The 25,646-nt window shown below is 62.2% G+C and carries 24 protein-coding genes; 16 read left to right on the top strand and 8 right to left on the bottom strand.

Going from position 1 to position 25,646, the window contains the following annotated elements; genetic code table 11:
- Positions 1–103 precede the first annotated feature (103 nt).
- Positions 104–1,324 (top strand): benzoate/H(+) symporter BenE family transporter, encoded by a 1,221-nt coding sequence (locus KSW38_RS04350; protein WP_216923129.1) that lies wholly within the window; start codon positions 104–106, stop codon positions 1,322–1,324.
- Positions 1,325–1,337: 13 nt separating this feature from the next.
- Here the strand turns inward: KSW38_RS04350 and zapE are convergent, their stop codons facing one another.
- A complete protein-coding gene (gene zapE / locus KSW38_RS04345; protein WP_216923802.1) occupies positions 1,338–2,378 on the bottom strand; it encodes a cell division protein ZapE in 1,041 nt (346 codons plus the stop codon).
- Positions 2,379–2,588: 210 nt separating this feature from the next.
- Between zapE and KSW38_RS04340 the strand changes: the two genes are divergently transcribed.
- The 3 genes from KSW38_RS04340 to ybaK are packed head-to-tail and all read left to right on the top strand — an operon-like array spanning position 2,589 to position 4,574.
- The gene (locus KSW38_RS04340; RefSeq protein WP_216923127.1) at positions 2,589–3,515 is read left to right on the top strand and encodes a sulfurtransferase; all 927 of its coding nucleotides are present in this window, start codon (positions 2,589–2,591) and stop codon (positions 3,513–3,515) included.
- A 37-nt stretch (positions 3,516–3,552) separates the two neighbouring features.
- Positions 3,553–4,020 carry a SufE family protein gene (locus tag KSW38_RS04335; RefSeq protein ID WP_216923126.1) on the top strand — a complete coding sequence of 156 codons (468 nt, stop codon included), beginning with the start codon at positions 3,553–3,555 and terminating at the stop codon, positions 4,018–4,020.
- 59 nt (positions 4,021–4,079) lie between these two features.
- Positions 4,080–4,574 carry a Cys-tRNA(Pro) deacylase gene (gene ybaK / locus KSW38_RS04330; protein ID WP_216923125.1) on the top strand — a complete coding sequence of 165 codons (495 nt, stop codon included), beginning with the start codon at positions 4,080–4,082 and terminating at the stop codon, positions 4,572–4,574.
- A gap of 33 nt (positions 4,575–4,607) precedes the next feature.
- On the opposite strand, the gene KSW38_RS04325 is transcribed toward ybaK, so the two are convergent.
- Positions 4,608–5,864, bottom strand: a complete 1,257-nt coding sequence (locus tag KSW38_RS04325) for an alpha/beta hydrolase family protein (protein WP_254186080.1) — start codon at positions 5,862–5,864, stop codon at positions 4,608–4,610.
- A gap of 137 nt (positions 5,865–6,001) precedes the next feature.
- On the opposite strand from KSW38_RS04325, the gene KSW38_RS04320 reads away from it, so the two are divergent.
- From KSW38_RS04320 to KSW38_RS04280, 9 genes are all read left to right on the top strand, one after another.
- Positions 6,002–6,493, top strand: a complete 492-nt coding sequence (locus KSW38_RS04320) for a hypothetical protein (RefSeq protein ID WP_216923124.1) — start codon at positions 6,002–6,004, stop codon at positions 6,491–6,493.
- A 14-nt stretch (positions 6,494–6,507) separates the two neighbouring features.
- Positions 6,508–6,984: a peptide-methionine (R)-S-oxide reductase MsrB gene (gene msrB, locus KSW38_RS04315; protein WP_216923123.1), complete on the top strand. Its 477-nt coding sequence runs from the start codon at positions 6,508–6,510 to the stop codon at positions 6,982–6,984.
- A gap of 183 nt (positions 6,985–7,167) precedes the next feature.
- Entirely contained in the window at positions 7,168–8,535 is a 1,368-nt protein-coding gene (locus KSW38_RS04310; protein WP_216923122.1) for a DUF6421 family protein, read from the top strand.
- The gene (locus KSW38_RS04305) at positions 8,535–9,263 is read left to right on the top strand and encodes an SDR family NAD(P)-dependent oxidoreductase (RefSeq protein ID WP_216923120.1); all 729 of its coding nucleotides are present in this window, start codon (positions 8,535–8,537) and stop codon (positions 9,261–9,263) included. The genes KSW38_RS04310 and KSW38_RS04305 overlap by 1 nt, the downstream gene beginning before the upstream one ends.
- A 22-nt stretch (positions 9,264–9,285) precedes the next feature.
- Positions 9,286–10,398, top strand: a complete 1,113-nt coding sequence (locus KSW38_RS04300) for a threonine aldolase family protein (RefSeq protein WP_216923800.1) — start codon at positions 9,286–9,288, stop codon at positions 10,396–10,398.
- 69 nt (positions 10,399–10,467) lie between these two features.
- The gene (locus KSW38_RS04295) at positions 10,468–11,127 is read left to right on the top strand and encodes a DUF3000 domain-containing protein (RefSeq protein WP_216923118.1); all 660 of its coding nucleotides are present in this window, start codon (positions 10,468–10,470) and stop codon (positions 11,125–11,127) included.
- Between the two features lie 59 nt (positions 11,128–11,186).
- Positions 11,187–12,530 (top strand): HRDC domain-containing protein, encoded by a 1,344-nt coding sequence (locus tag KSW38_RS04290; protein WP_216923116.1) that lies wholly within the window; start codon positions 11,187–11,189, stop codon positions 12,528–12,530.
- 205 nt (positions 12,531–12,735) lie between these two features.
- Positions 12,736–14,004, top strand: coding sequence for a thiolase family protein (locus KSW38_RS04285; protein ID WP_216923114.1), 1,269 nt, complete (start codon positions 12,736–12,738; stop codon positions 14,002–14,004).
- Positions 14,001–16,145 (top strand): 3-hydroxyacyl-CoA dehydrogenase NAD-binding domain-containing protein, encoded by a 2,145-nt coding sequence (locus KSW38_RS04280; protein ID WP_216923112.1) that lies wholly within the window; start codon positions 14,001–14,003, stop codon positions 16,143–16,145. The genes KSW38_RS04285 and KSW38_RS04280 overlap by 4 nt, the downstream gene beginning before the upstream one ends.
- A 79-nt stretch (positions 16,146–16,224) precedes the next feature.
- Here the strand turns inward: KSW38_RS04280 and KSW38_RS04275 are convergent, their stop codons facing one another.
- From KSW38_RS04275 to KSW38_RS04250, 6 genes are all read right to left on the bottom strand, one after another.
- Positions 16,225–17,202, bottom strand: coding sequence for an aldo/keto reductase (locus KSW38_RS04275; RefSeq protein ID WP_216923110.1), 978 nt, complete (start codon positions 17,200–17,202; stop codon positions 16,225–16,227).
- 42 nt (positions 17,203–17,244) lie between these two features.
- The gene (locus KSW38_RS04270) at positions 17,245–17,463 is read right to left on the bottom strand and encodes a helix-hairpin-helix domain-containing protein (protein WP_216923108.1); all 219 of its coding nucleotides are present in this window, start codon (positions 17,461–17,463) and stop codon (positions 17,245–17,247) included.
- 32 nt (positions 17,464–17,495) lie between these two features.
- Positions 17,496–18,056 carry a hypothetical protein gene (locus tag KSW38_RS04265; protein ID WP_216923106.1) on the bottom strand — a complete coding sequence of 187 codons (561 nt, stop codon included), beginning with the start codon at positions 18,054–18,056 and terminating at the stop codon, positions 17,496–17,498.
- Entirely contained in the window at positions 18,053–18,622 is a 570-nt protein-coding gene (locus KSW38_RS04260; protein ID WP_216923104.1) for a DUF402 domain-containing protein, read from the bottom strand. The genes KSW38_RS04265 and KSW38_RS04260 overlap by 4 nt, the downstream gene beginning before the upstream one ends.
- Complete coding sequence (gene dxs, locus KSW38_RS04255) at positions 18,619–20,592, bottom strand: 1-deoxy-D-xylulose-5-phosphate synthase (RefSeq protein ID WP_216923102.1); 1,974 nt, start codon at positions 20,590–20,592, stop codon at positions 18,619–18,621. The genes KSW38_RS04260 and dxs overlap by 4 nt, the downstream gene beginning before the upstream one ends.
- A 98-nt stretch (positions 20,593–20,690) precedes the next feature.
- Positions 20,691–21,182, bottom strand: a complete 492-nt coding sequence (locus KSW38_RS04250) for an Lrp/AsnC family transcriptional regulator (protein ID WP_216923100.1) — start codon at positions 21,180–21,182, stop codon at positions 20,691–20,693.
- A gap of 171 nt (positions 21,183–21,353) precedes the next feature.
- On the opposite strand from KSW38_RS04250, the gene hisC reads away from it, so the two are divergent.
- From hisC to KSW38_RS04235, 3 genes are read left to right on the top strand one after another with little or no spacing between them, the layout of a single operon-like run.
- The gene (gene hisC, locus KSW38_RS04245) at positions 21,354–22,487 is read left to right on the top strand and encodes a histidinol-phosphate transaminase (RefSeq protein ID WP_216923098.1); all 1,134 of its coding nucleotides are present in this window, start codon (positions 21,354–21,356) and stop codon (positions 22,485–22,487) included.
- 10 nt (positions 22,488–22,497) lie between these two features.
- Positions 22,498–23,934 carry an amino acid permease gene (locus KSW38_RS04240; RefSeq protein ID WP_216923097.1) on the top strand — a complete coding sequence of 479 codons (1,437 nt, stop codon included), beginning with the start codon at positions 22,498–22,500 and terminating at the stop codon, positions 23,932–23,934.
- A complete protein-coding gene (locus KSW38_RS04235; protein WP_216923095.1) occupies positions 23,931–25,598 on the top strand; it encodes a thiamine pyrophosphate-dependent enzyme in 1,668 nt (555 codons plus the stop codon). The genes KSW38_RS04240 and KSW38_RS04235 overlap by 4 nt, the downstream gene beginning before the upstream one ends.
- Positions 25,599–25,646 lie beyond the last annotated feature (48 nt).

Here is a 25,646-nt window from a genome sequence, read left to right as displayed (position 1 = left end):
CCGTACCAGATACGTCAAGGGGGCACCGGTCCCGCCGAGAGGCGCCACCGGTGCCCTTGGCGTTTAACCGGTAACCGGGTTTCCGTCCGGTATTTTGGTCCTTATGCCATCAGCCTCTTCCACAGTCCAGCGCCCCTCCCGCCAGGACACGCTGGGGCCGCCCATCACCGCTGGCATCGTCACCGCCCTCGTCGGTTTCACGTCCTCCTTCGCTGTGGTCCTTGCTGGACTGCGTGCTGTGGGAGCCAACCAAGCGCAGGCCTCCAGCGGCCTCCTGGCCCTTACACTGACGTTCGGACTGGGCATCTTATGGCTGGCATGGAGATCCAAAATGCCAGTAACCCTGGCGTGGTCCACCCCGGGGGCGGCGCTCCTCGTCTCGGCAGGAATGGTCGACGGCGGCTGGCCGGCAGCGGTGGGTGCGTTCGTCGTCGTCGGGGTGCTGATCGTCCTGACGGGGTTACTGCCCAGCCTTGGCCGGCTGATGACGAAGATACCCACACCGCTTGCGCAGGCGATGCTCGCGGGCGTGCTCCTCCCCCTGTGCCTGGCACCTTTTAAATCCCTGGGAGAAGTGCCCTTGCTGGTTGGCCCGGTGGCCCTTTGCTGGTTGGTGATGATGAAGTTCGCGGCGCGCTGGGCGGTCCCGGCCTCACTGGTGGTGGCCCTCGCCGTCATCGGCATCCACATCGTGGCGAACGGAGTTCAGATTCCCGGAGATGCCCTCTTGCCGCAGCTCGAATGGACTACTCCAGCGTTCACCCTGGAGGCAGCGGTGGGGCTGGCCCTGCCCCTGTTCATTGTCACGATGGCATCGCAGAATATTCCCGGCGTCGCCGTGCTTAAATCCTTTGGCTTCACAACGCCCTGGCGGGCATCGATGGTGGTCACTGGAGCCGGAACCATTGCGGGCGCTCCGTTCGGAGGCCACGCCATTAACCTTGCTGCTTTGAGTGCAGCGTTGGCGGCCGGAGAGGAAGCAGGGAAAGACCACGGCAGGCGCTGGATCGCGGCATTCGTGGCTGGTGTGGCCTACCTGATGCTGGCAGCGTTCTCCGCAGCCCTTGTCACAGTGGTGGCTGCCGCACCCGCCGGCTTGCTTGAAGCGGTCGCAGGCCTGGCGTTGCTCGGCACGCTGGCCTCAGCCATCTCCTCCGCATTGGCAGTTGCCGAAGAACGCGTACCCGCGTGCATCACTTTCCTGCTTGCCGCCTCAGGGATCAGCTTCGCAGGAGTGGGTGCGGCATTCTGGGCGTTGGCGGGAGGCATCCTGGTCCGCTGGTTGCTGAAAGACCGGGAACCGCTGACGCCTTCACACAAGTAAAGCCGGAACCGAATCAGGCAGGTTCGTGGTTCTGTCCCTCTCGGGCAAGAGCCGTGAGCCTGGACACGGCGCGGAAGTACTTCTTCATGTACCCGCCGGTCATCATTTCTTCGGTGAAGAGTTTGTCGAAGGGGACGCCGCTGGCAAGAATCGGCACATCTTTGTCATAGAGACGGTCGGCGAGGACAACGAAGCGGAGCGCCACTGCCTGCTCGGTAATCGTCTCGACGTCGCGCCACACCACGGCCTCGACGCCGGAGATCAGCTGCCGGTAGCGGCTGGGATGGACGCCCGCGAGGTGGTGCACAAGAGTGCGGAAATCATCCACGGCAACTGTTTGTCCGTCGAACTCGGCGTGCATGCGGTGCTTGAGCTCTTCAGTCTTCAAAGGTGACGGAGCAGCGGGCAGGCCACGGTGGCGGAAGTCTTCGCCGTCGATCCTGACGACGTCGAACTGGTCGGCAAGGACCTGGATTTCCCGTTGGAAGTCCACGGCTGCGAAGCGGCCTTCGCCCAAGGAACCCGGAAGTGTGTTGGAGGTAGCCGCCAGCTTTACGCCGGCGTCGGCCAGTTCGCGCATCAGGCGGGACATCAGCACAGTGTCGCCGGGATCATCGAGTTCGAATTCGTCAATGCAGACAAGTTTGTAGTTGCTGAGGGCTTCGACGGTCTTCCGGAACGAGAGCGCGCCTACGAGGTTGGTGTATTCAACGAACGTACCGAAGGCCTTGGGACCCGGAGACCGGTGCCAAAGGGAGGCCAAAAGGTGGGTCTTGCCGACGCCGAAGCCACCGTCGAGGTAAATGCCGGCACGGGTGGCGGGGGCCTTCTTGGCGAACAACTTCTTGAAGAGGCCACCGCCGTCATCGGCCCCAACACCGTCAGCGAAAGCGGACAGCAGCTTGACCGCATTGGCTTGGCTGGGCTGGGCGGGGTCCGGGCGGTAGCTGTCGAACGATACCTCTCCAAATCGCGGAGATGGGTAGAAACCCTTGAGGAGTTCCTCCACGGAGACTGCCGGTGTGCGGGCAGCCAGTTGTTCGATCTGTACCACGGTGGTCCGTTCTTCAGTATTTGGGTCCCCAGCAAGAATACCGGCATCGGGCGTCCCGAAAACGGTGACGTGACCAATGCCATGTTTCACCATGTGACCAGCGGGGAAGCATTCCGCGCGGCCCGTGGTTAGTGTTGGAGCACGCCGGGCCGGCAACTGATGCAGCTTCCACGGCCTGGCTCCGCCCGTTGTCAGTGAAAGGCCATCACCATGTCCTACCCCGTTGAACAAAACGAAAAGTTCGCGTCCTACGCGAACCCTGAACGACTCGTGTCCACCCAGTGGCTTGCCGAAGCACTTGCCGATGGCGCCATCGCCGATGGCAAGCTGGTGGTTGTGGAGTCCGATGAGGACGTCCTCCTGTACGAAACCGGCCACATTCCCGGTGCCGTAAAGATCGACTGGCACACGGACCTGAACGATGAAGTGACCCGCGACTACGTGGACGGGGCCGCATTCGCTGCTTTGGCAGCATCCAAGGGCATCTCCCGCGACACCACCGTGGTGATCTACGGCGACAAATCCAACTGGTGGGCTGCCTACGCCCTCTGGGTCTTCACGCTGTTCGGACACGAAGATGTTCGCCTGCTGGACGGTGGCCGCGACAAGTGGATCGCTGAAGGCCGCGAATTGACCACGGACGTATCGACGCCTGCCCCGGGCACCTACCCCGAAGTAGAGCGCAACGACGCTCCCATCCGGGCCTTCAAAGAGGACGTCCTAGCTCACTTGGGCAACCCGCTGATCGACGTCCGCTCCCCCGAGGAGTACACGGGCCAGCGCACCCACATGCCCGCGTACCCGGAAGAAGGCGCACTGCGTGGCGGCCACATCCCTACGGCTGCTTCGATTCCGTGGGCCCGTGCTGCAGCTGAGGATGGCACCTACCGTTCCCGTGAGGAACTGGAAGCCCTCTACCTGGGTGAAGCCGGTTTGACGGCCGGCGACGACGTCGTGGCGTACTGCCGCATTGGCGAGCGGTCCAGCCACACCTGGTTCGCGCTGAAGTACCTGCTGGGCTTTGAAACCGTCCGCAACTACGACGGTTCCTGGACCGAGTGGGGCAACGCGGTCCGCGTACCCATCGTCAAGGGCGCCGAGCGCGGTTCCGTGCCGGCAGCCTTGGTCCGTAACTAGCAATGCAATCAGCGCCGTTGTGCGTAAGCTGGAAGTGATGAGTACCAACACCTTGCCCGCCGCGCTGGCGGAAATCGTCGATGACTTCCAGGCACTGACGGAGCCTGACCGCCTGCAACTCCTGCTCGAGTTCTCCCGTGGGTTGCCGGAACTTCCGGAGCGCCTCAAGGACCACCCGGAGCTGCTGGAGCAGGTTGTGGAGTGCCAGTCACCTTTGTTCCTCACGATCGAATCCGAGAAAAACAAGGACAATGCCGAAGGCCCGCGCGCCTACCGGTTGTTTTTCAAGGCTCCGCCCGAGGCTCCCACTACGCGTGGATTCGCCGGGGTGCTGCACGAAGGACTCGATGGGTTGACGGCCCAGGAAATCCTGGACGTTCCGGATGACATGCCGGAGTTGCTGGGATTGACCAGGGCCATCACTCCCCTGCGTATGCGCGGCATGACCGCCATGCTGGGCCGTATCAAGCGGAAAGTTGCAGCCGCAAGCCGCTTGGAACACTAAGCAGCTTCTGTAAGCAAAGCGGACTTTCTGCAAGGCAAAGCTGAGAGGCGTCCTGGCACATGGCCAAGAAGATGGCATCACAGGGAACGCCGGCCACTGCAGCACTAGCTGCGGCCGGCGTTTCCTTCGTGCTGCACCCGTATTCCCATGATCCCTCGGCCGCCAGCTATGGGTTGGAAGCTGCCGAAGTCCTGGGCATCGATCCCAAACGGGTTTTCAAGACATTGATGGTGGAAGTCGAAGGCAAACTCGCCGTGGGCATCGTCCCCGTTTCAGGAAACCTGGACCTCAAGTCAGTGGCGGCAGCCCTGGGTTCGAAGAAGGCAGCCATGGCCGACCCCAAGGCGGCAGAGCGTCGTACCGGCTACGTCTTGGGCGGAATCTCCCCCTTGGGCCAGCGCCAGCCCTCCCCTACCGTCCTGGACGAGTCCGCATTGTCCTATGACACCATTCTGGTTTCCGGTGGGCGACGCGGCCTCGACATCGAAATTGCCCCAGGGGACCTGATTCGACTGACCAAGGCAGTGACGGCGCCCATCGGCGCCAAGGGCTAACGTCGCCCCGGGTAAGCTCACCCAGCCTGCCCGTTACACACCCTCTGACTGCCCAGGGTTGTTCCGGGGAGCCAACCGGCGCTGCAGCCACGAGCGAACCAGCCGTTCCCATTTCTCCGGGTCAACGTTCCACTCCTTCGTGTGCCGCGCTCCGTGGAACGGTTCGAACGTCACCATTTCAGGGTTCTTCTCTGCAAGGCTGGCGGAAGGTTCAAAGGGGACGTAGTCGTCGTCGACACTGTGTATCAGCAGGGTTGGGGTTCGTAACTCAACGGCTCGTGCTTCCCAGTCCATCGCTTTGAAATCCACGGGAGCGGAAAGTCCGGTGAGCCTGCGGCCCAGCGGATGTCCGAGCATCAGCTGTCCGTATCGGCCTACGTTGTAGGGGATCCTGTTCATCTCTGCATGGTGGGCCATCACGTTGACCCAATTGATCACTGGCGCGTCCAGCACCAAAGCACGGATCAGGTGCCTGTACTTGGATAAATCGGCTGTTTGGAGGCTAATCGCTCCACCCATGGACCAGCCGAACAGGACCACTTCCCGGGCGCCATGAGCCATCGCATATTCGATAGCGGCTTCCACGTCCCGCCACTCCGTGGAGCCCAGGCCGTACCGCCCATCAAGTGCCGATGGCGCAAGCCCGTCATTCCGGTACGAAATCAGCAGACTGTCCAGTCCCAACTCCCGCGCGGTCCGGACAGCCCTGAGGCATTCAAGCCTGGTGGCACCCCGGCCGTGCACCATGATCGCCCAGATGGGTGCGTGGGCAGCTGCATCCGCCCGGACCAGCCATGCCGGCGCCTTCCCGACGTCGAGGTCAATCTCCACGTCCTCGGCGGCCAGGCCGATGGCCGCGGGATCCGGGTACGTTGCGCCGCTCCACCATCCCCGGCGGGCTTCAGCGAGGTTGCCACTGTAAACCTCTTCTACCTCGCGCAGCACCGTTTGTTCAGCTGGCGAGTAGGAGACGATCCTGCCAATCCTGGCATGGCCTTTTCCGCCCTCGAAGAAGAGACTGAACACGCCGTCGATGGTGGTGTCAGGGGTGGCCGCAAGGATGACCTGCAGTCCCTTGTCGCTGCGGATGACGGCGAGAACCTCCTGGTCCTCATGACGGGCAGCGGGCGTAATGACGCGGCGGGCAAAATACACTGCGAGCGCGGAAGATCCGGCACCGACGAGTCCTGCGAGTGTCCCTCCGGTGAGGATTCCGGCGATGGCCCATTTGGTTCGCACGGACATTTTCTTCTCTGCAGCCTCGCTCGCTGACCGGGTATTCAATGCCATGGCTCCATTGTCGCCGTTCCCTGGCCGTCGTCCATGCAGGTGGGGGGCGCGCGGCGGATTGGTTGCCGGGAATGCTCTGGCAGGAATTGAGTGCCGAAAATCTGCGTCGTCTCGTTCGGCGGGACTACGCTGTAGCCATGAGCGATCCCATCGTCATCCTGACAGAAGAGCCCCTTGGTCCCGACGACCGCGTCAACATCGCCAAATTGGTCGACGGCGGCGACGCACCCTTGGTTGTCCTGGTCCCGGCCAATACCGAGCGACATCTCCTGGTTGATTTCCTGGAGAACCTTTCCATGCTCGATATTGCCAAAGCGTTCCGGGAACTTGGTGGCCAGTCCCCCAACCCGGATGCTGAGAGGGCGGAGGCGTCGGAAACCTTGGCAACGTCGTTGGCTGCGCTGGAAGGTTTGGGCGGCGGTGTCACGGGGGAGATTGTCGACGGCGGTGCCGTGGCCGGCTTGGTAGCGAAGGTCCGGGCCTTGGATGCCGCGCAAGCTGTGGTGGTAACACGTCCGCACGCAATCGCGGATACGTTCCACACGGATTGGGCCAATAAGGCGCAGGACCAGTTGGGCCTTCCCGTTCTTCACTTGTATGCGGGTTCGGGATTTATCGGCGACTCGTGAGCGTTGCATAAGACATGAACACTCCTGAGAACACCAGCAAGACCACCGGCGTGCCCTTGGAGAAGTCCGATGCCCAGTGGCGTGAAGAGCTGACTCCGGATGAGTACCGCGTGCTGCGTCAGGCCGGTACTGAGCGGCCTTACACCGGCGAGTACTGGGACACGCATACCGAAGGCGTTTATCAGTGCCGCGCTTGTGGCAGCCAGTTGTTCACCAGCCACGAAAAGTTCGATTCCCATTGTGGTTGGCCGTCCTTCTGGGCGCCGTTAGCCGAGGGCACGGTGCGTTACCTGCATGACCGCACGATGGGGATGGACCGTGTGGAAGTCCGGTGCGCGAACTGCGACTCGCATTTGGGTCACGTGTTTGAAGGCGAGGGCTACGGCACTCCCACGGACCAGCGGTTCTGCATTAACTCGATTTCGCTGCGGCTTGTGGAGTCGAAAGAGCCGGTTGAGTCCAAGGAGCCCGCTGAATCCGAAAGGAAGTAGGCAGCTTCCGGGCGGGCCCACATGCGGGGCCCGCCCGGAAAGCGCATTGCTACATCTCGGACGCTTTGAAACAACCCTTTGCACCAGAGTTTCTTACGCTCAACCCTTTTTTGGATTAGCTAAACTTTTCGGTTGCTACGCTCACATCAGAAGCAAGAACGACTTCTGAAAGGACGAGCATCAATGACCATCACCGCCACCGCCGCCCTCCCGCGTGTCACTGCCGACAACGCGGAATGGACTGCGCTCAAGGCCGCCGCCACCGCACTCCAGACATACCAGGAGCAGGACGGCTCCATTACGGATCCGGCTGCCCACCATGAAGCTGCCCAACTGGTGGCAACGATTTCGGATGCCATTAACGCGCTGGCCCCGCACTTCGCGCATGACGCCCGGTACCTTGAACTGTTGGTGGAAGACTTCAGCCGCTGGGTCCAGGGAGGCTTTGGAGTTCCGGACTTCCTTGACTCCCTCCAAGCCTTCCAGCCCCAGAAGCAGCGGGTGGATGGACTCCAGCATCTGGTGGTCTTCCCGATGTACACCCAGAACGGCAGCACCAACCGGCTGGTCGAAGCTGTCTTGATCGAGGTCATTTGGCCGGAGTTCATTGGTGGACTGGAAGCTGGCGAGTACTCCAACAAGTTGTTCGTTCCGATCCGTTTTGTGGATTTCACACCGGGCTACGACACCAATTCGGCAGTCCTCTTCCCGGAAACAGTGGCTGTCCGCGAGACGCCGACGTTCACGTGGGGCGCCATCTTTGCAGACCGCGAAGCGGCCCGCTTCCGCCGCGTACTCAAGGCTGCGGCTGCCACCACGTCACTTGAACTCCCTGCGGACGCCGCGGAGCTCCTTGAAGACCAGGAACTCACCCAGCGCACCTTCGTCATGTGGGACTTGATCCACGACCGCACGCACATGCGCGGCGATCTTCCCTTTGATCCGTTCATGATCAAGCAGCGCATGCCGTTCTTCCTCTACTCTTTGGAAGAGCTCCGATGCGACCTGACGGCCTTCCGCGAGTCCGTACGCATCGAAAAGGACGAGAACGCCGATCCTGATGCCCGCAAGCACGCCAAGCTCGTGCAGTACGCTGTGATCTTTGACCGGATCTTCCGGTTCGCCATCACAGGCAGCCGGGTCCGTAATTACGACGGCCTTGGTGGTCAGCTCCTGTTCGCGTGGATGCACCAACACCACGTGCTGCACTGGACGGACAGCAAGCTCAGCATCGACTGGGATGAAGCAGCAGAGGTAGTTGTGGAACTTGGTGCCAGGATCGAGGAGCTGTACTGGCGTTCCATCGATCGCCCGAAGGCCGCCCACTGGCTTGCGGCCTATGAACTCATTTCCGGTACAGTAACTCCACACCCGGCGTCGATCTGGGCCAAGGGCCCTGAAGCCCTGCCTTTGAACGGTGCTCCCCGCGGCCTTACCGATCAAGTCCTGGACGATGAGTTCCCGCTGTCCATGTTCTACGAAGCATTGGAGAAGAAAATGCGACCTGTCATCGAATCCACCACCGGCATCACTGGCGCGACGGCGGCCTGATGAGCCCACTGACAGTCCTCGTGACCGGCGGCAGCAGCGCGTCCGGCGTCGCCGCGGCGCGCGCTTTGGCGGCCGCCGGTCACAGGGTTTTCACTATCGGTTCGGACGACGTCCGCATCAAGACCGCAGCCTTGGAGGCCGGAGATGGGGTGACTCCGCTGGTTTGCGACCTCGCAAGCCTTGACGCCGTCGGCGAACTTGCAGAGACGATTCGTCAACTCGGCGTCGACCGGGTAGACGGCGTCATCCATCTTGTGGGCGGCTGGCGCAGCGCGACCGGCATCGAGGACCAGTCCGACGACGACTGGGAGTCCCTTCAAGAGGGCGCGATTACCACCCTGCGCAACGTCTCGCGCGTTTTCTATCGCCAGTTGGAAGAATCACCCCGCGGCCGCTTTGCCATGGTTTCATCCACTGTCGCGTCCGCACCCACCGCCGCCACAGCCAGTTACGCAGCTGCCAAGGCCGCCGCGGAGGCCTGGACCCTCGCGGTAGCCGACGGTTTCCGGCAAGACCAGTCAGGAAACAAGCAAGCCCCGGCACCCCAACACAGCGCCGCCGCGATTTTCGTGGTCAAGTCCCTCGTCGATGCCGCCATGCGGCGCGAGCACCCGGAGCGGCGGTTCCCCGGCTACACGGACGTCGAAGAACTGGCCGCTGCCGTGGTCGAACTCTTTAACGAACCGGCGGCCACCCTCAACGGCCAGCGCATCCTGTTGGCCAAATAGACTTGAAAGCGTGAATGAACCAGTGACGAGCACAACAGAGGCGCTCCATAGCGCCACCGCCACAAACGGCCACGGCCAACTCCACGACCCCTCGGTTCGAGGCTTTGCGTCGGACAATTATTCCGGAGTCCACCCCGAGGTCCTGTCTGCTCTGGCTACCGCCAACGGAGGCCACCAGGTCTCCTACGGCGAGGACGTCTACACCGCCCGGCTCCAGGAGGTCCTGGAACAGCAGTTCGGCAGCGGCATCGAAACCTTCCCGGTCTTCAATGGCACAGGCGCCAACGTCCTGGCCCTGCAATCGCTCCTCCCCCGCTGGGGTGCCGTCATTTGCGCTTCCACGGCGCACATCAATATGGACGAGAACGGGGCGCCCGAGCGGGTTGGCGGTATCAAGCTCCTGCAGGTACCCACGGAAGACGGAAAGCTCACGCCCGCATTGATCGACCGCGAAGCCTGGGGCTGGGGAGATGAGCACCGCGCCCAGCCCCTGGTTGTCTCCATCACCCAGACCACAGAGTTGGGCACGTGCTACACACCCGAAGAAGTGCGCGCCATCGCCGATCACGCCCATGCCAAGGGCATGAAGTTGCACATGGACGGAGCACGGCTGGCAAACGCCGCAGCTCACCTTGGAGTCCCCCTACGTACGTTTACGCGCGACGCCGGTGTGGACGTCCTGTCGTTCGGCGGTACCAAGAACGGACTGCTTTTTGGTGAAGTCGTGGTTGCCCTCAACCCCGAAGCCGCCGACGGCCTGAAGTTCCTTCGGAAAATGAACATGCAGCTGGCCTCGAAGATGCGCTTCATCTCTGCGCAGTTCATAGCCCTGCTTGAGGACGGCCTGTGGCTGCGGTCAGCTGCCCACGCCAACGCGATGGCAGCACGCCTGCGCTCGGCCATCGAGGGTATCGACGGCGTGGAGCCCACCCAGGCCACGCAGTCGAACGGCGTCTTTGCGATTCTGCCGGCCGGAGTCGCCGACCGCCTGCGCTCATCCTTCGCCTTTTACGATTGGGACGCTGCCCGAGGTGAAGTCAGGTGGATGTGTTCCTTCGATACCACGGAGGAAGATATTGATGCCTTCGTCGCCGCCATTAAGCGTGAGATGGCCAGCGATTTGGCGGCCAGCTAACAAGTGAACAAGGAATTGTCCGGGGCGGCGAGCCTACAGGGATTCGCCGCCCCGGACGCATAATCTGCGATGGTGAACGCCCTCGCCCAGGTTCCCTCGGAATTTCTTTTCGCCTTGGGAACGCTACGAAAAGCACAATGCCGCAGCGAATTGCGGTTGGACGAAATCCCCGCGCCCGCCCGTCTCGCACCATATGCGGTAGCCCTTGGAGCGGAAGTCTTCAGCCCCACGGCAGCCACCCGGCAAGTACCGGTCCATGGCCCTGCAGCCAAAGCCTTCGCCGAAAAGCAGAACGCCGGCCCTCCGGATGAAGAGGATGAGGAACTGGCCACGGGCCGTTTCATCCTGCTGTACGATCCCGATGGATCAGCCGTTTGGGAAGGCGAATTCAGGATTGTCACCTACATCCGCGCCCAGATGGATGCCGAAATGGGAAACGACACCATGCTGGGTTCCGTGGCCTGGACCTGGCTGGTGGAAGCCCTCGAAAACCATGCTGCCCAGTACCGGGCTGCCGGAGGGACCGCAACGAGGATTCTCTCGGAGAGCTTCGGTACCCTGTCCGATCGCCCCGACACGATAGATATCGAATTGCGCGCCTCTTGGACCCCTGCCACGGCCAATGTCCAAGCGCATCTGGAGGCCTGGTCTGACATGGTTTGTACGTTCGCCGGACTGCCGCCCCTTCCGCCTGGGGTCACTGGACTACCCAACAGGAGGCTCAATTGAATGCCCTGAATTCGTCCGCAAGGGCCTGCAGCAGCAGGACTCGGTAAGCTTAAGCCACCATGACCCCTGAAAACCTGGATAAAACCACAGCCGGCGATCCGGTTGCTGATCCCACGACCCACATCAAAGTTGAAGGCTTCGACAGCCACATCCCTGAAGTCATCGATCTCGATACCCCGCGCGAAGGCGTGCCACTGGTCATCGATACCTTGGCAGGCCTGGAGCGATGTGCCGCAGCTATTGCGGCCGGAACCGGTCCCGCCGGCGTCGATGCTGAACGCGCTTCCGGATTCCGCTACGGCCAACGCGCATTCCTGGTACAAATTCGGCGCGAAGGCGCAGGCACCTGGTTGATCGACCCCGAGCCCTTTGACAACCTGGACATCGTCAATGACGCTCTGCGGGGCGTCGAATGGATCCTGCACGCAGCCACCCAGGACCTTCCGTGCCTTTCCGAGCTGGGCATGTGGCCGGACAAACTCTTCGATACCGAACTCGCGGCCCGTCTCGCCGGACTTCCCCGCGTAGGGCTCGCTGCCGTCATCGAACAACTCCTTGGATTCGGTCTCGCCAAAGAACATTCCGCGGCAGACTGGTCCACCCGGCCGTTGCCGGAACCCTGGCTGCGCTACGCCGCACTCGACGTCGAAGTCCTGGCTGAATTGCGCGAGGAACTTATCGAACTTCTGGAGGCCGACGGCAAGCTCGAATTCGCCGAGCAGGAATTCGCAGGGATCCTTGCTGCTGGTATCGCACCGCCCCGCGTGGATCCATGGCGGAAGACATCCGGGCTGCACCAGATCCGTGACCGCCGCCAGCTGGCCGCCGTTCGGGAACTGTGGCAGGAGCGTGATCAGCTTGCCCGCAAGCGTGATGTCGCTCCCGGGCGGCTCATCCCGGATTCCGCCCTCGTCGCGGCAGCCAAGGCGCTTCCCACCACCGTTCCCCAGCTTCTGGCTACCAAAGGCTTCCACGGCAGGTCAGCCCAGCGCGAAGCCCCGAGATGGCTGCGCTGCATAACGACAGCCCGCACGCTCACGGACTTGCCTCCACTGCACTTGGCCACCAACGCCCCGCCCCCGCCGCGCGTATGGGCGGACAGGGATCCGGCAGCTGCGGCACGTCTTGCCACAGCCCGCCCTGCGCTCCAAGCAAAGGCTGACGAACTCAAGCTTCCTATCGAGAACCTGCTCACCCCGGACTACCTCCGGCGCGTGGCGTGGCGGCCGCCGTCGGACGTCTCCCTGGAATCGGTGGCCGATGAGCTACGCTCCCTGGGCGCGCGGGAATGGCAAATCTCCTTCGCCGCACCCATCCTGACTGAGGCATGCCTGAACCCCAAGCCATTGCCCGGCAAGGAGTCCAAGCCGAAGGAAACGCAGCAATCCAAGGATTCTGACTGAATCACTACCCCGCTCACAGGCCCGTCACGCGAACTACGGTTCGACGCGGCGGGCCTTCTGCGTCCCGGGACACGCCTGGCATTCATCGCGCACTGGATCCTCAGTACCTTGCAAGCTAAGTTACTCACGAGTAACATTGACATCAATGCCAAACGGAGTTCCTCCCTACGGAATCCGGCACCATGTCTCAACGAGGAGTTAACACATGAGTCCATCACGCAATGCTCAGAGGAGCGTCCGCGACGTCGTGTTCGTGGATGGTGTGCGGACACCCTTCGGTAAAGCCGGCGAGAAAGGCATTTATGCGGGTACGCGCGCTGATGACCTCGTCGTGAAATGCATCCGGGAACTGATGCGCCGCAATCCGTCGTTGCCTGCTGACCGCATTGACGAGGTAGCCATCGCCGCGACCACCCAGACGGGCGATCAAGGCCTCACCATTGGCAGGACGGCGGCCCTCCTGGCAGGCCTTCCCCGCACGGTGCCTGGCTTCGCAATCGACCGCATGTGCGCCGGAGCCATGACAGCAGTGACGACGACGGCGAGTGGCATCGGCTTCGGCGCGTACGACGTCGTCATTGCCGGCGGCGTGGAGCACATGGGCAACCACCCCATGGGCTCCGGCGCTGATCCCAATCCGCGGTTCATGTCGGAGCGGCTCGTGGATCCAGCAGCACTGAACATGGGCAACACGGCCGAGAATTTGCACGACCGCTTCCCTGCCATCACCAAAGACCGAACGGACGCATACGCGGCCGCGTCCCAGGCGAAACTGGCCGAAGCATATTCCCGCCAGCAGATCCAGGAAGACCTTGTCCCAGTCGCCACCATGAAGCCAGGGCAGGGTTGGGCACTTCACACCCAGGATGAGCCGCCCCGCCCAGGAACCACCGTAGAGGATCTCGCCGAACTGCGAACGCCATTCCGGGCCCATGGGCGGGTTACGGCGGGCAACGCAGCAGGCTTGAACGACGGCGCGACGGCTGCGGTACTCGCTTCGGCAGAAGCCGCTGCGGAATTGGGCCTGCCGGTCAAGATGCGCTTGGTTTCCTATGCCTTCGCGGGAGTGGAACCTGAAGTCATGGGAATCGGCCCCGTGCCAGCCACGGAAAAGGCCCTCAAGAACGCGGGCCTCACCATCGAAGACATCGGACTATTCGAGATTAACGAGGCCTTCGCCGTGCAGGTCTTGAGCTTCCTTGACCACTTCGGCATCGCTGATGACGACCCCCGGGTAAACCGCTACGGCGGGGCGATCGCCGTCGGACATCCGCTCGCTTCCTCAGGCGTTCGGCTGATGAACCAACTGGCCCGGCAGTTCCAGGAAGACCCCTCTGTCCGTTATGGGATTACCACCATGTGCATCGGCCTGGGGATGGGTGCCACAGTGATCTGGGAGAACCCGAACCACGCTGACTTCGAATCATCCGTCCAGGCTTCAGGCCAGACAACCTCAGAAGGAGCCGCCGCATGAGCGCCACAGAATTCCAGAAGCTCGCCTCCCTCTTTCCTGACGAGATCGTGACGCATTCCTACGTTCAGGACATCCAGCTTCCAGGCGGTGCAGGCACCTTTGCGTTAATCACCCTGGACAACGGACTGGACCACTCCAAACCCACCACCCTGGGTCCAAACACGCTGGTGGAATTGGGCGAAGTCCTCGAAGGGCTCAAGGACCGCGCCGCCAAGCGCGAAATAGTCGGAGTGGGCGTGACCGGCAAACCATACTTCCTGGTCGCTGGCGCAGACCTGTCTGCCGTGAAGACCCTCAAAGAACGGGATCACGGCCTGTGGATGGCCCAGCTCGGACACTCGGTCTACTCCACCCTGGCCAACCTCGGGGTGCCCAGCTTCGCCTTCATCAACGGCCTTGCCCTTGGCGGCGGCCTGGAGATCGCCCTGCAGTCCACCTACCGGACCGTCTCCACCGGCGCAGGCGCCCTCGCACTGCCTGAGGCATTCATTGGCCTTGTTCCGGGCTGGGGCGGCGTTTACATTCTTCCCCGCCTGATCGGACCCGAAAACGCCGTCAAGGTGATGATCGAGAACCCGCTCAGCAACAACCGCACACTGACCGGCCCACAGGCATTTGAGCTCGGTATTGCCGATGCCCTCTTCGAGCCGGCAGACTTCGTGGAGCAGTCCCTGGCATGGGCTGCCCGTGTCATTGCCGGCGAAGAAACACCAGCGCGGAAGAACGCCGTCGACCCCTCGGACGAGGACGTCGCCCGCCGCTGGGCTGCAGCGGTCTCCGCAGGGCGGGCCTTTGTGGAGGCGAAGACCTCCAATGCCTCGCCTGCGCCTGCCAAGGTGCTGGACATCATGGAAGCAAACCGCACCATGAGCCAGGGCGAGTCGGCTGGACTGGAATGTGAAACCCTTGCTGGCCTGATGCAGACGGACGAGTTCCGCTCCACCGTGTATGCCTTCCTGGACCTCGTCCAGAAGCGCTCCAAGAGGCCAGCAGGTGCCCCGGACCGTAAGCTGGCCAGGCCTGTCACCAAGGTGGGTGTGGTAGGCGCGGGGCTCATGGCAAGCCAGTTGGCCCTACTTTTCGCCCGCCAACTCAAGGTGCCTGTCGTGATGACCGACATTGATCAGGCCAGGGTGGACAAGGGCGTTGCGTACGTCCACGCAGAAGTCGACAAATTGCTGGCCAAGAAGCGAATCAAGGCCGACGCCGCCAACCGGACCAAGGCGCTCGTCACCGGTTCGGTATCCAAGGAAGTCTTCGCTGATGCCGACTTCGTCATCGAGGCCGTGTTTGAAGAACTGAACATCAAGAAGCAGGTCTTCGCGGAAGTGGAAGAGATCGTCTCCCCCGAGTGCATCCTCGCCACCAACACTTCCTCGCTGTCTGTTACCGTCATGGCCGAGGACCTCCGCTACCCGGAGCGGCTGGTGGGCTTCCATTTCTTCAACCCTGTTGCAGTCATGCCTCTCCTGGAAATTGTCAGGGCGCCAAAGACTGACGACGCCGTACTTGCTACGGCTTTTGAACTCGCCAAGGGCCTCAAGAAAACCGCCGTCCTCGTAAAGGACGCGCCGGCGTTCGTCGTGAACCGCATCCTGCTCCGCCTCATGGGCGAAGTTATCGCCGCATTCGACGAAGGCACCCCGGCAGAGGTGGCAGACACCGCTTTGCGGCCCATGGGCCTGCCAATGACTCCCTTCACCTTGAGCGCCATGGTGGGGCTACCGGTTGCACAGCATGTGCAGGAGTCCCTCCATAATGCATTCGGAGACCGTTTCCCCGTTTCACAGAACCTGCAAAAGCTCATCGACAACGGCGTCACGTCCCTCTGGGCCCCCGGGCCCGATGGAGAGCCCGTCATCCCTGCTGAGACCCTCGCCATCATGTCCTTCGGTAACAACCCCTCCACACGCGAGGAAGTGCTGCGGCGAACACAGGATGCACTGGCCGAAGAAATCGGACTGATGCTTGAAGAAGGTGTGGTTGCCGGGCCAGAGGACATCGACCTCTGCGTCATTCTGGGTGCCGGCTGGCCCATGTTCCTGGGTGGCATCACTCCCTACCTGGACCGTGTCGGCGCCTCTGAACGCGTCAACGGGAAGCGGTTCCTGGAACCGGGCGTCGCCTCCGCCCCAGCCTAAAGCGGCAAGAGAGAGGGGCAGCGGCCGGAGCGAAAGCCCGCGCCACTGCCCTTCCCCATGTATGAGCCTTTTACGGTATCTAGAAGAGTGCAACCTTGGGAGCACGCGGGAAGATCTCGTCCAGTTCCTCGCGCTCCGCCTGGCTCGGGATCCAGCACACTGCTTCCGCGTTCTCACGAATCTGCTCCGGACGCGTCGCTCCAGCGATGACACTGCTGACGCCGGGTTGGGCTGCCAACCACGAGAACGCCAGCTGAAGTTCGGTGATGCCCCGTTCCTTGGCGAACTGGCCAAAGCGCCCCAGCTGCTGCCAGTCTGCATCATGCACCAGATTGGTCCGTGTGTGGCTCAGGCGCGAGCCCACGGGGGCATGACCGGCGGAGTACTTGCCGGTGAGCAAGCCGTTGGCCAGGGGGAAGTAAGGAAGCACGCCAAGCGAGAAGGCGCCTGCCGCCGGAAGAACCTCGAGCTCCGCGCGGCGGTCCAGCAGGTTGTAGTGGTTCTGGGTTGAAATGAAGCGAACCCCTCCAGACTGCCGCCCAACGTACTCGGCCTCTGCGATCTGCCACCCTGCGAAGTTCGAGTGTCCGATGTAGCGGACCTTGCCGCTGCTGACCAGGACATCCAACGCTGCAAGGGTTTCCTCGATGGGCGTCTGTGGGTCCGGGGTGTGGAACTGGTAGAGGTCGATCCAGTCTGTGCCCAGCCTGCGTAGGGAGGCTTCCACTGCCTTAAGAATGTAGCGCCGGGAACCACGCGCCCCAAAGTCGTTGCCATTGGCCCCGTGCATATCCATGCCAAACTTGGTACCGATGACGACGTCGTCGCGATGTCCCTTCAGCGCTTTGCCAAGCATGGCCTCGCTGAGGCCAGGCTCCCGGCCGTAGACATCTGCGACGTCGAAGAAGGTGACGCCGGCGTCGATCGCAGCATGAACAACGGCATCCGTGCCTTGCTGCGACTCCGTGGGAGTGTTGGCGCGTCCCAGGTTGTTACAACCAAGCCCTACAGCTGATACGGTCAGTCCGGAGTGGCCAAGGCGTCGATATTCAGTCATGGAACCCAGCCTATAACGCTCTTCCAGTGGCTATGGCCGACGTTAAAGCGAGCCGAAAGTGATGCCGGATTCCTCCATTGCCTCCTCGAGCTGGGCTATGGCTACCGGTCCCATGCCGTGGAGCTTGGAGGCCTTTTGTTTGCCATACTCGGCCAACTGTTCCAAGGTTTCGATGCCCTCATGCGCAAGCGCCCGTTTTGCCGGGGCCGCAAGGCCTTTGGGTAGCGGCGTATGCCCGGGCCAATTGCTCTTGGACGACATGGAACATCCCTCCTGAGTGCGTTGGATCCTACTTAGAGGGTAAAGCCCACACCTTGCTTGGGCGAGTGCTTCAGGCGGAATGCGGTGGGGTCGCTGTGCGGAGCCGCTGCGATGGAGAGCTTGGTGAAATCCAGGTCCTCATTGCGAACGCAGATCTTGATGGCATTGACGGCCTTGTTGACGTCCGGGCAAAGGCAAAAGACATTCAGTCGCGAATTTCCGATCTCCGTGCGGTCCACGATTCCCAGTCCTCGCCAAGCCAGTTCACCAGTCAGCGCCGCCTTCGCCTTGCGCTCGAAGTGACGGTCACGTTCGGTGCCGTCCTTGGTCTTCAGGGCGAACTGTGCCACCACCCAAAACTGCTCGGACTCGGGGATCTCGGCGAATCCGTCCTCCTCACACTGGGCAGCGAAAGCCGTCATCAAACCATCTACGGAAGAGTCGTCGTCGACGTCTGTTTCATCCGTCTTGCTTTGGTGGCCCACCACACCGTGATTGATCACGAACTGCTGGTCGTCCTCGTCGTACCAAGCTTCACGGAAGTGAAGTACTCCCTCATCGTCGCGCTTGTATGCCCGGATAATGCCGCTCATGTCCGTCCTTTCCTGAACCACTCTGCACTGGTGTTGCTGGTGCCCTCTACGTCGAATGGAGCCTTCATGGCGTCCACTGCTTCACGAAGGGCTGCGCACTCCGCACGCATGGTTTCCACGGTTTCTGCGGGATATCCCATGCCTACGCTGTGGTCCTCAAACTCATCCTCGTCATCGACGAACACACCGTGGAGGGTGGAGCGGATGACGTCCAGGTCCATATCAATCATGTGGAACTCGGTAACGCCCGGCTTGATGGTGTTCCATCCATGACCGGTTGCCAGGTCTACGTAGACCCGGAAGTCACCCGGATACGTGTCGTCATAGAAAGTGGCTACGAATTCGCCGGTCCGCGGTACCAGCAGGACCGCATCCGAGGCTGTATAGAAGGCAGCACCGGGACGCGAACAGAACTCCCCCGCGCCTTGGAAAATCCACCACCCGTGGATGTCCTCACCCAGGTAGCGGCCCGGCACAACCCAGTGTGCCTTGCCATTCCACTTCCTGTTTCTCGCCACCACGAGGTCGCCGGGCTGCAGTGAGCCCGGCTCGCGATCGGAGCTCACAGCTTGGGCAGACTGCCGGTGGTGGGGTGTTCCTGACCTGGCAGGGGCCGTGCAAAGGGGACCTTTGTACCCAGGACCTGGGCTACGACGTCGTGGGCTATCTTCTGGGCCGTCAGTCCGACGCGCTCCAGGACCTGGCTCCTGGATCCGTGCACCAGGAACTCAACAGGCAAGCCAACCTCGTTCAAAGCCGTGTCAACGCCGGCTGCGCGCATTTCCTGGCGGATGCGCGAACCCACGCCGCCTGCACGGACGCCGTCTTCGATGCAGATGACCAGGCGATGCCGGGCGGCAAGGGCGATGATCGATTTGCGGACGGGCAGGAGCCAACGGGGGTCAACCACTGTGGAGCTGATTCCCTGGGCGCCAAGACGGCCGGAGACATCCAGGGCGAGCTCGGACATGGCGCCAACGCTGATGATGAGGACATCGTTTTCGGTGGAACCCTCGGGACGGCGTGCCAGGATATCCACGCCGTCATGGAGCCGCTCAATGGCCTCCACTTCAGAGCCAACGCTGCCCTTGGAAAACCGCACCACTGTGGGGGCGTCATTGATGGCGACCGCCTCGCGCAGTTCTTCCCGGAGCCGGGTGGCGTCGCGCGGGGCCGCCAAATGGAGTCCGGGAACAATCTGGACCATCGCCATGTCCCACATCCCGTGATGACTGGGACCGTCCGGCCCTGTAACACCTGCACGGTCCAGGACAATCGTGACCCCTGCCTTGTGGAGTGCGACATCCATCAGCAACTGATCGAAGGCACGGTTCAGGAAGGTTGCATAAACCGCCACCACCGGGTGCAGGCCACCGTAAGCCATCCCCGCAGCAGACGTGAGTGCATGCTGTTCGGCGATACCGACGTCGATAACGCGTTCAGGATGGCGCTCCGCGAACTTGTGCAGACCGACAGGTATCAGCATCGCCCCTGTGATACCGACAATGTCGGGACGCTCATCAGCGATGTCGGCGATTTCCTCGGCGAAGACCGAGGTCCAGGACCTGGCGCCGGGCCTTTCGGTCGGCTCACCCGTCTCTGGATCGATGATTCCTACGGCGTGGAATTGATCGGCCTCGTTGGCAAGGGCCGGAGCATATCCATGGCCTTTTTCGGTCATCGCATGCACGATCACCGGGCCACCGTAGGCCTTGGCCGTAGTGAGGGCGTGTTCCATGGCCTGGAGGTTGTGTCCGTCCACCGGACCGATGTACTTCATGCCCAGATCTTCAAACATTCCCTGGGGCGCCCACCAGTCCTTGATGCCCTTCTTCATGGCGTGCAGGCTCTTGTAGGTGAACTGACCTACGGGACCACCGTTCTGGAGCTTCTTCTTCCACCAGTCAAGCATCCGCTCATAGGCCGGCGTCGTCCGCAAGGTGTCGATGGTGGGGCGCAGCGACGCCAGGTAGTCGGCAAAACCGCCCACAGTGGGTGCATAGGAGCGGCCGTTGTCGTTGACCACAATCACCACGCGGCGCCGCTTATCAGCCGCAATGTTATTGATGGCTTCCCAGGTCATGCCACCAGTGAGGGCACCATCACCTACAACCGCGACGACGAACCGGTCGCCTTCGCCGGTCAGCTGCCGGGCGCGGGAAATGCCGTCCGCCCAGGACAAAGACGAGGAAGCGTGGGAGCTTTCCACGATGTCATGCTCGGATTCTGCGCGGTCGGGGTAACCGGAGAGGCCGCCCTGCTGCCGGAGCGTACTGAAGTCCTGCCTGCCCGTGAGGAGCTTGTGGACATAGGACTGGTGCCCGGTATCAAAGACAATGCTGTCCCGGGGAGACTCGAAGATGCGATGCACAGCAAGCGTGAGCTCGACGACGCCGAGGTTGGGACCCAGGTGTCCACCCGTAGCGGCTACGTTGGTAATCAGGAAGTTCCTGATCTCGCCGGCCAGCTGTTCCAGCTCTTGGCCGGATAGTTTGGCCAGGTCCTGTGGATCCTTGATGGTTTCCAAGAGTCCCAACGGCCCTCCTTAGGGTGAATGACGTGCCTGTTAACTCTAGCGCGTGCCCGGGGCTGGCGTTTTCGCGCCTGTTGGAGGATTTCCGGGAATGGCGACAATCAGCGTTCCAAGGCCTCGACCCTCTTCCGGCCGACCACGTTGAACAGCGGCAGGACCCTGTTTTGGAAGTGGGTCTGCAGGACGATCGCACTGCGGGTCCTGGTGACTGCTCCGGTGCGGGAGATGGAATCCAGGACACGTTGCAGGTCGTCGTTTGATTCGGCGACGATGCGGATGAGGACGTCCTGGTCGCCTGAGACGGTGTACATTTCCACGATCTCGGGGATGACTTCCAGTGCGGCGCCGACGGAGACGTGACCGACGTTTTGAGAGATCTCCACCGAGACGAACGCCATGACGGGGAACCCGAATTTGGCGGGGTTCAGGATCGGGGCGATCTGCTGAATGACGCCTGTCTTTTTCAGCTTGTCCAGCCGGGCCTGGACGGTGGGGCGGGCGACGCCCAACTTTCTGGAAGCGGCCAGGACGCCGATGTCCGCGTCGGCGGTAAAGAGCTCCACGATCTTCGCGTCCAGTTCGTCGATCTTCATCGTTGGCTCCTGCCCGTTCACACTTTATGACTTACAAAGTGTAAGTCCTTTTTGGGCATCTGAAGGGAGATTTATACATAACGGATAGTTTGGGATTGACCAGTTGTCAGGCTTGCCCTTCCCTGCGAACGTGAGTCATCCCACTGCTCTTCGTGAAGGAGATCACCTCTCATGGAAAACGTTTTGCCCCCATCATCTACTGCGGAACGCGTGCAACTGCGCTCCGCGCTACGTGTCCTTCCCGCCTACAAGCCCGGCAGATTCCCGGCTGTCTCCGACGTCGTTCAGTACAAGCTGTCATCGAATGAGAACCCCTATCCACCGCTTCCTTCGGTGCGGGAAACCGTGGAGAAATCCGCTGCCGGCATCAATGTCTACCCGGACATGGCCTGTGCCGCGATTACCGAAGCTGTGGCCAAGCGCTGGGATGTTCCGGCGGGCTCTGTCAGTTTCGGTGCAGGTTCCGTGGAAGTCGCCTCCCAGATCATCCGGGCCGTCGCCGGCGAAGGCGACGAGGTGATCTTTGCGTGGCGCTCCTTTGAGGCGTACCCCATGCTGACGGCACTGGCAGGCGCGACCGCGGTCCATGTGCCGCTGACCACGGACGAACGCCACGACTTACCCGCGATGTCCGCAGCGGTCACCCACAGAACCCGGCTGATTTTCGTGTGTACGCCGAACAACCCGACCGGAACCTCTGTCACGGCCGGGGAACTGCACACGTTCATGGAGTCAATTCCACAGGATGTGCTGGTGGTTATCGACGAAGCCTACGTTCACTTCAACGTCGACCCCTCCGCAGCGCACGGCATCGACTTCTTTCGGACCTACCCGAACGTCGTCGTCCTGCACACCTTCTCGAAGGCCTACGGCCTGGCTGGACTGCGCATCGGCTACGCCATCGCACCCGACTACATCTCCGCCGCCCTGCGTGCGGTCGCCATTCCTTTCGGAGTCTCCGCCCTGGCACAGACGGCCGCGCTGGCCAGCCTCAACGCCGAAGACGAGATCAAAGCCCGCATCACTACCTTGGTTGCCGAACGAGAAAAGCTGCACAGCGGATTGGTCCGTATCGGCTGGGACGTCGTCGCATCGGATGGCAACTTCCTGTGGCTCCGCACTGGGGAAGCCACCCACGAACTGGAGGAAATCTTCACCAACGCCGGAGTCATCGTCCGGGCTTACCCCGGCGATGGCATCCGCATCAGCATCGGCACCGTCGAGGCAAACGCGAAGGCCCTCGAAGCAGCAAAGAATGCTTTTTCCCGCTTCACCGCCACTACCCAGCGCACCGGAGAAAGGTAGGACAGCACAAATGACCCCAACATCAACATTCGCCACCTCTGCAAAGACCGCCGGCTCATCAACGCGGACAGTCCGTGGCCTGAAGCCACGCCAGCTGACCATGATGGGCCTTGGCGGCGCCATCGGCGCCGGCCTGTTCCTCGGCAGTGGCAAAGGTGTCGCCGCCGCGGGCCCTGCCATCCTGGTCTCCTATATCGTTGCCGGCGCCCTGGTCATCCTCATCATGTGGATGATCGGTGAGCTCTCCGCCGCGAACCCGGCCAGCGGCGCCTTCTCAACCCACGCAGAAACGGCGTTCGGCCCTGTGGCTGGCTACACCATCGGATGGCTCTACTGGGTCCAGCTCGCTGTCGTCGTTGCCGCTGAAGCCGGCGGCGCAGCGGCGATCCTGACCGGCGTCCTCAAATCGGCCCCTGCGGGCACACCCATGCCGCCCACCTGGCTGCTCGCGACGGTCTTCATGGCCGCGCTGACCGCAGTGAACATGTTCGCTGTCGCCAAGTACGGCGAGTTCGAATTCTGGTTCGCCTTCATCAAGGTCGCAGTCATCCTGGCCTTCCTCCTCGTCGGAGCACTCCTTCTCTTGGGTGTGCTCAACGGCACCAGCCCCGGATTGTCCAACTTCAGCGACTTTGCACCAAAGGGCGCTGCAGGAATCGGCGCAGGGCTGCTGATCGTGATCTTCGCCTTCGGCGGAACCGAAATCGTAGCCATCGCCGCCGGCGAGACCAAGGACCCCGAAAAGAGCGTTGCCACGGCCATCCGCACCGTCGCCTGGCGGATCTGCGTCTTCTACGTAGGCTCGGTCTTCATCATCGTTGCAGCACTCAGCCCCGAAGCAGCCAACGCACCCGAAGGGCCCTTCGCCGCGTTGCTGAACGTTGCTGGTCTGCCCGCGGCGGGGACAGTCATGGCCCTCGTCGCTGTGTTCGCCCTTCTCAGCGCCCTGAATGCCAATATCTATGGCGCTTCCCGCATGCTGCACTCCCTCGCACAGCGCCGTCATGCACCGGCTTACCTGAAGAAAACCGCCACCAACAGCGTTCCCCGCCCCGCCGTGCTCTGGACCGTTGCCTTCGGGTTCATCGCCGCCATGCTCGAGGCGATCTTCCCCGGCAAAGTCCTGGAAACCCTGCTTGCCATAGTCGGTTCCACCATCATCGTCATCTGGGCCTCTATCGCCGCATCCCAGATCAAACTCCGCCGCAGCAGGGACCGCGGGAAAACGCCGTTCGCCCCTGCCACGTATCGGATGCCCCTGTTCCCATACCTGTCCTACACCGCCGTCGGCCTCCTGCTATTGATCACCATCGTCGCCATGCTCGACGCCGGCACCCGCACCCAGCTGCTGCTGACGTTCGCAGCCACCGCCCTCATTGCGCTCAGCGGCATCGCCATCACCCGCCGCTCGACCAAAATCCCCGAACCACAGGAAGACAACGCATGACCTCCGAAACCCTCGACAATCCAACCACCTGCACCAAACCCGAAACCCGCAAAACCCGCACCGCCGGCCAGGCCGTCATCGACGGCCTCCGCGCCCACGGAGTCAATACCGTTTTCGGCATCCCCGGGGTGCAAAGCTATGAGCTGTTCAACGCCCTCAGGGAAGAAGACAGCATCGAACTGATCGGTGCCCGCCACGAACAAGCGTGCGCCTACATGGCTCTCGGATACGCCCAATCCACGGGCAAAACCGGTGTCTTCAGCGTCGTTCCCGGGCCCGGCATCCTGAACGCCGGAGCCGGAATCCTGACCGCCCTCTCAACCAGCACACCGATCGTGTGCCTGACTAGCGAAATCCCTACCGACTACATGGGCCGCGGCATGGGCCACCTCCACGAGATGCCCGACCAACTCGCAACCATCAAATCCTTCGCCAAGTGGGCAGAAAACGTCCTGGACCCCGCACTGGTCCCCTCCATCGTCGATGAAGCCTTCCGCCAAGCAGGCAGCGGCAGGCCCGGCCCTGCCGTGGTCGCTGTTCCCTGGGACGTCCTGACGCAGCAGGCCGCAATGCCCGAAAACCAGCCGTGGCAGGCGCCGGCACCGCGACTCAATCAGCACGTTCTGCGAGAAGCAGCCGACATCCTGGCTGCTGCCAAGAACCCGATGATCATGGTTGGCAGCGGTGCCCGGCACGCGGGGCCGGAGATCCAGGCCCTGGCCGAGCAACTCCAAGCACCAGTCGTCTCCTTCCGGGGCGGACGGGGAATCATCCCGGACAGCCACCCGCTGGGCTTCACCTGCGCCGCGGGCTTCGAACTCTGGAGTGAGACTGACGTCTTGCTCGGCATCGGATCCCGGCAGGAACTCATGTGGTTCCGCTGGCCGGACAAGCCTGGGAACCTCATCCACATCAACCTGGACATCGACCCCACCCAGCACGACCGCCTCCAGCCACACCTCGGCATCACCGCCGACGCGAAAGAAGCAACCGCTGAGCTCGTAAACGCCCTCGAGACAGCGCCCGCCCGCAAATCACGGCACGAAGAATTCGCTGCCGTGAAGGCAGCCAAACAAACAGAAATCGCTGGACTTGCACCACACACGGACTACCTCAGCGCCATTCGCGAAGCACTTCCGCGTGACGGGTTCTTCGTCGAGGAGGTCTCCCAGATCGGGTTCTCCTCGTTTTTCGCGATGGAGATGTTTGAACCCAGGCATTTCATCACCTGCGGTTACCAAGGCAATCTCGGCTTCGGCTTCCCGACCGCGCTCGGGGTCCAGGCCGGCAACCGGGATAAAGTGGTCATCTCCGTTACCGGTGATGGTGGCTTCATGTACGGGGCACAGGAACTCGCCACCGCAGTCCAGTACGGGCTCAACGTCATCACGATCGTGTTCAACAACGCAGCCTTCGGCAACGTCAAAGCCGACCAACTGCGTATCTACGGTCAGGAAACGGCCTCCGGACTGCGCAACCCTAACTTCGTCACCTTCGCCGAATCATTTGGTGCTCTGGGGCTCAAAGCCCAAACTCCGGCAGAACTGAAGCGCGCCATTGAACAGGCCATCGAGGCCCAGCGCCCCACCGTGATCGAAGTCCCCATGCCGCTATCTCTTGAGAACACCCCGTGGAAGTTCCTCATGCCGGCCAGCCGCAAGTAACCGCCTGCACGCACCCCGGCCGGTTGGGAGGCCTTGAGCTCCAGCCAG

The sequence above is a fragment of the Paenarthrobacter aromaticivorans genome, from assembly GCF_019038615.1.
GTDB lineage: Bacteria > Actinomycetota > Actinomycetes > Actinomycetales > Micrococcaceae > Arthrobacter > Arthrobacter aromaticivorans.
Note: the sequence above shows the minus strand (reverse complement) of the source record. Positions and strands in the feature narration are given on the sequence as shown.

Coding starts and splice junctions, on each gene's coding strand:
- KSW38_RS04350 (WP_216923129.1), top strand. CDS start 104: ATGCCATCAGCCTCTTCCACAGTCCAGCGCCCCTCCCGCCAGGACACG.
- KSW38_RS04340 (WP_216923127.1), top strand. CDS start 2,589: ATGTCCTACCCCGTTGAACAAAACGAAAAGTTCGCGTCCTACGCGAAC.
- KSW38_RS04335 (WP_216923126.1), top strand. CDS start 3,553: ATGAGTACCAACACCTTGCCCGCCGCGCTGGCGGAAATCGTCGATGAC.
- ybaK (WP_216923125.1), top strand. CDS start 4,080: ATGGCCAAGAAGATGGCATCACAGGGAACGCCGGCCACTGCAGCACTA.
- KSW38_RS04325 (WP_254186080.1), bottom strand. CDS start 5,864: ATGGCATTGAATACCCGGTCAGCGAGCGAGGCTGCAGAGAAGAAAATG.
- KSW38_RS04320 (WP_216923124.1), top strand. CDS start 6,002: ATGAGCGATCCCATCGTCATCCTGACAGAAGAGCCCCTTGGTCCCGAC.
- msrB (WP_216923123.1), top strand. CDS start 6,508: ATGAACACTCCTGAGAACACCAGCAAGACCACCGGCGTGCCCTTGGAG.
- KSW38_RS04310 (WP_216923122.1), top strand. CDS start 7,168: ATGACCATCACCGCCACCGCCGCCCTCCCGCGTGTCACTGCCGACAAC.
- KSW38_RS04305 (WP_216923120.1), top strand. CDS start 8,535: ATGAGCCCACTGACAGTCCTCGTGACCGGCGGCAGCAGCGCGTCCGGC.
- KSW38_RS04295 (WP_216923118.1), top strand. CDS start 10,468: ATGGTGAACGCCCTCGCCCAGGTTCCCTCGGAATTTCTTTTCGCCTTG.
- KSW38_RS04290 (WP_216923116.1), top strand. CDS start 11,187: ATGACCCCTGAAAACCTGGATAAAACCACAGCCGGCGATCCGGTTGCT.
- KSW38_RS04285 (WP_216923114.1), top strand. CDS start 12,736: ATGAGTCCATCACGCAATGCTCAGAGGAGCGTCCGCGACGTCGTGTTC.
- KSW38_RS04280 (WP_216923112.1), top strand. CDS start 14,001: ATGAGCGCCACAGAATTCCAGAAGCTCGCCTCCCTCTTTCCTGACGAG.
- KSW38_RS04275 (WP_216923110.1), bottom strand. CDS start 17,202: ATGACTGAATATCGACGCCTTGGCCACTCCGGACTGACCGTATCAGCT.
- KSW38_RS04270 (WP_216923108.1), bottom strand. CDS start 17,463: ATGTCGTCCAAGAGCAATTGGCCCGGGCATACGCCGCTACCCAAAGGC.
- KSW38_RS04265 (WP_216923106.1), bottom strand. CDS start 18,056: ATGAGCGGCATTATCCGGGCATACAAGCGCGACGATGAGGGAGTACTT.
- KSW38_RS04250 (WP_216923100.1), bottom strand. CDS start 21,182: ATGAAGATCGACGAACTGGACGCGAAGATCGTGGAGCTCTTTACCGCC.
- hisC (WP_216923098.1), top strand. CDS start 21,354: ATGGAAAACGTTTTGCCCCCATCATCTACTGCGGAACGCGTGCAACTG.
- KSW38_RS04240 (WP_216923097.1), top strand. CDS start 22,498: ATGACCCCAACATCAACATTCGCCACCTCTGCAAAGACCGCCGGCTCA.
- KSW38_RS04235 (WP_216923095.1), top strand. CDS start 23,931: ATGACCTCCGAAACCCTCGACAATCCAACCACCTGCACCAAACCCGAA.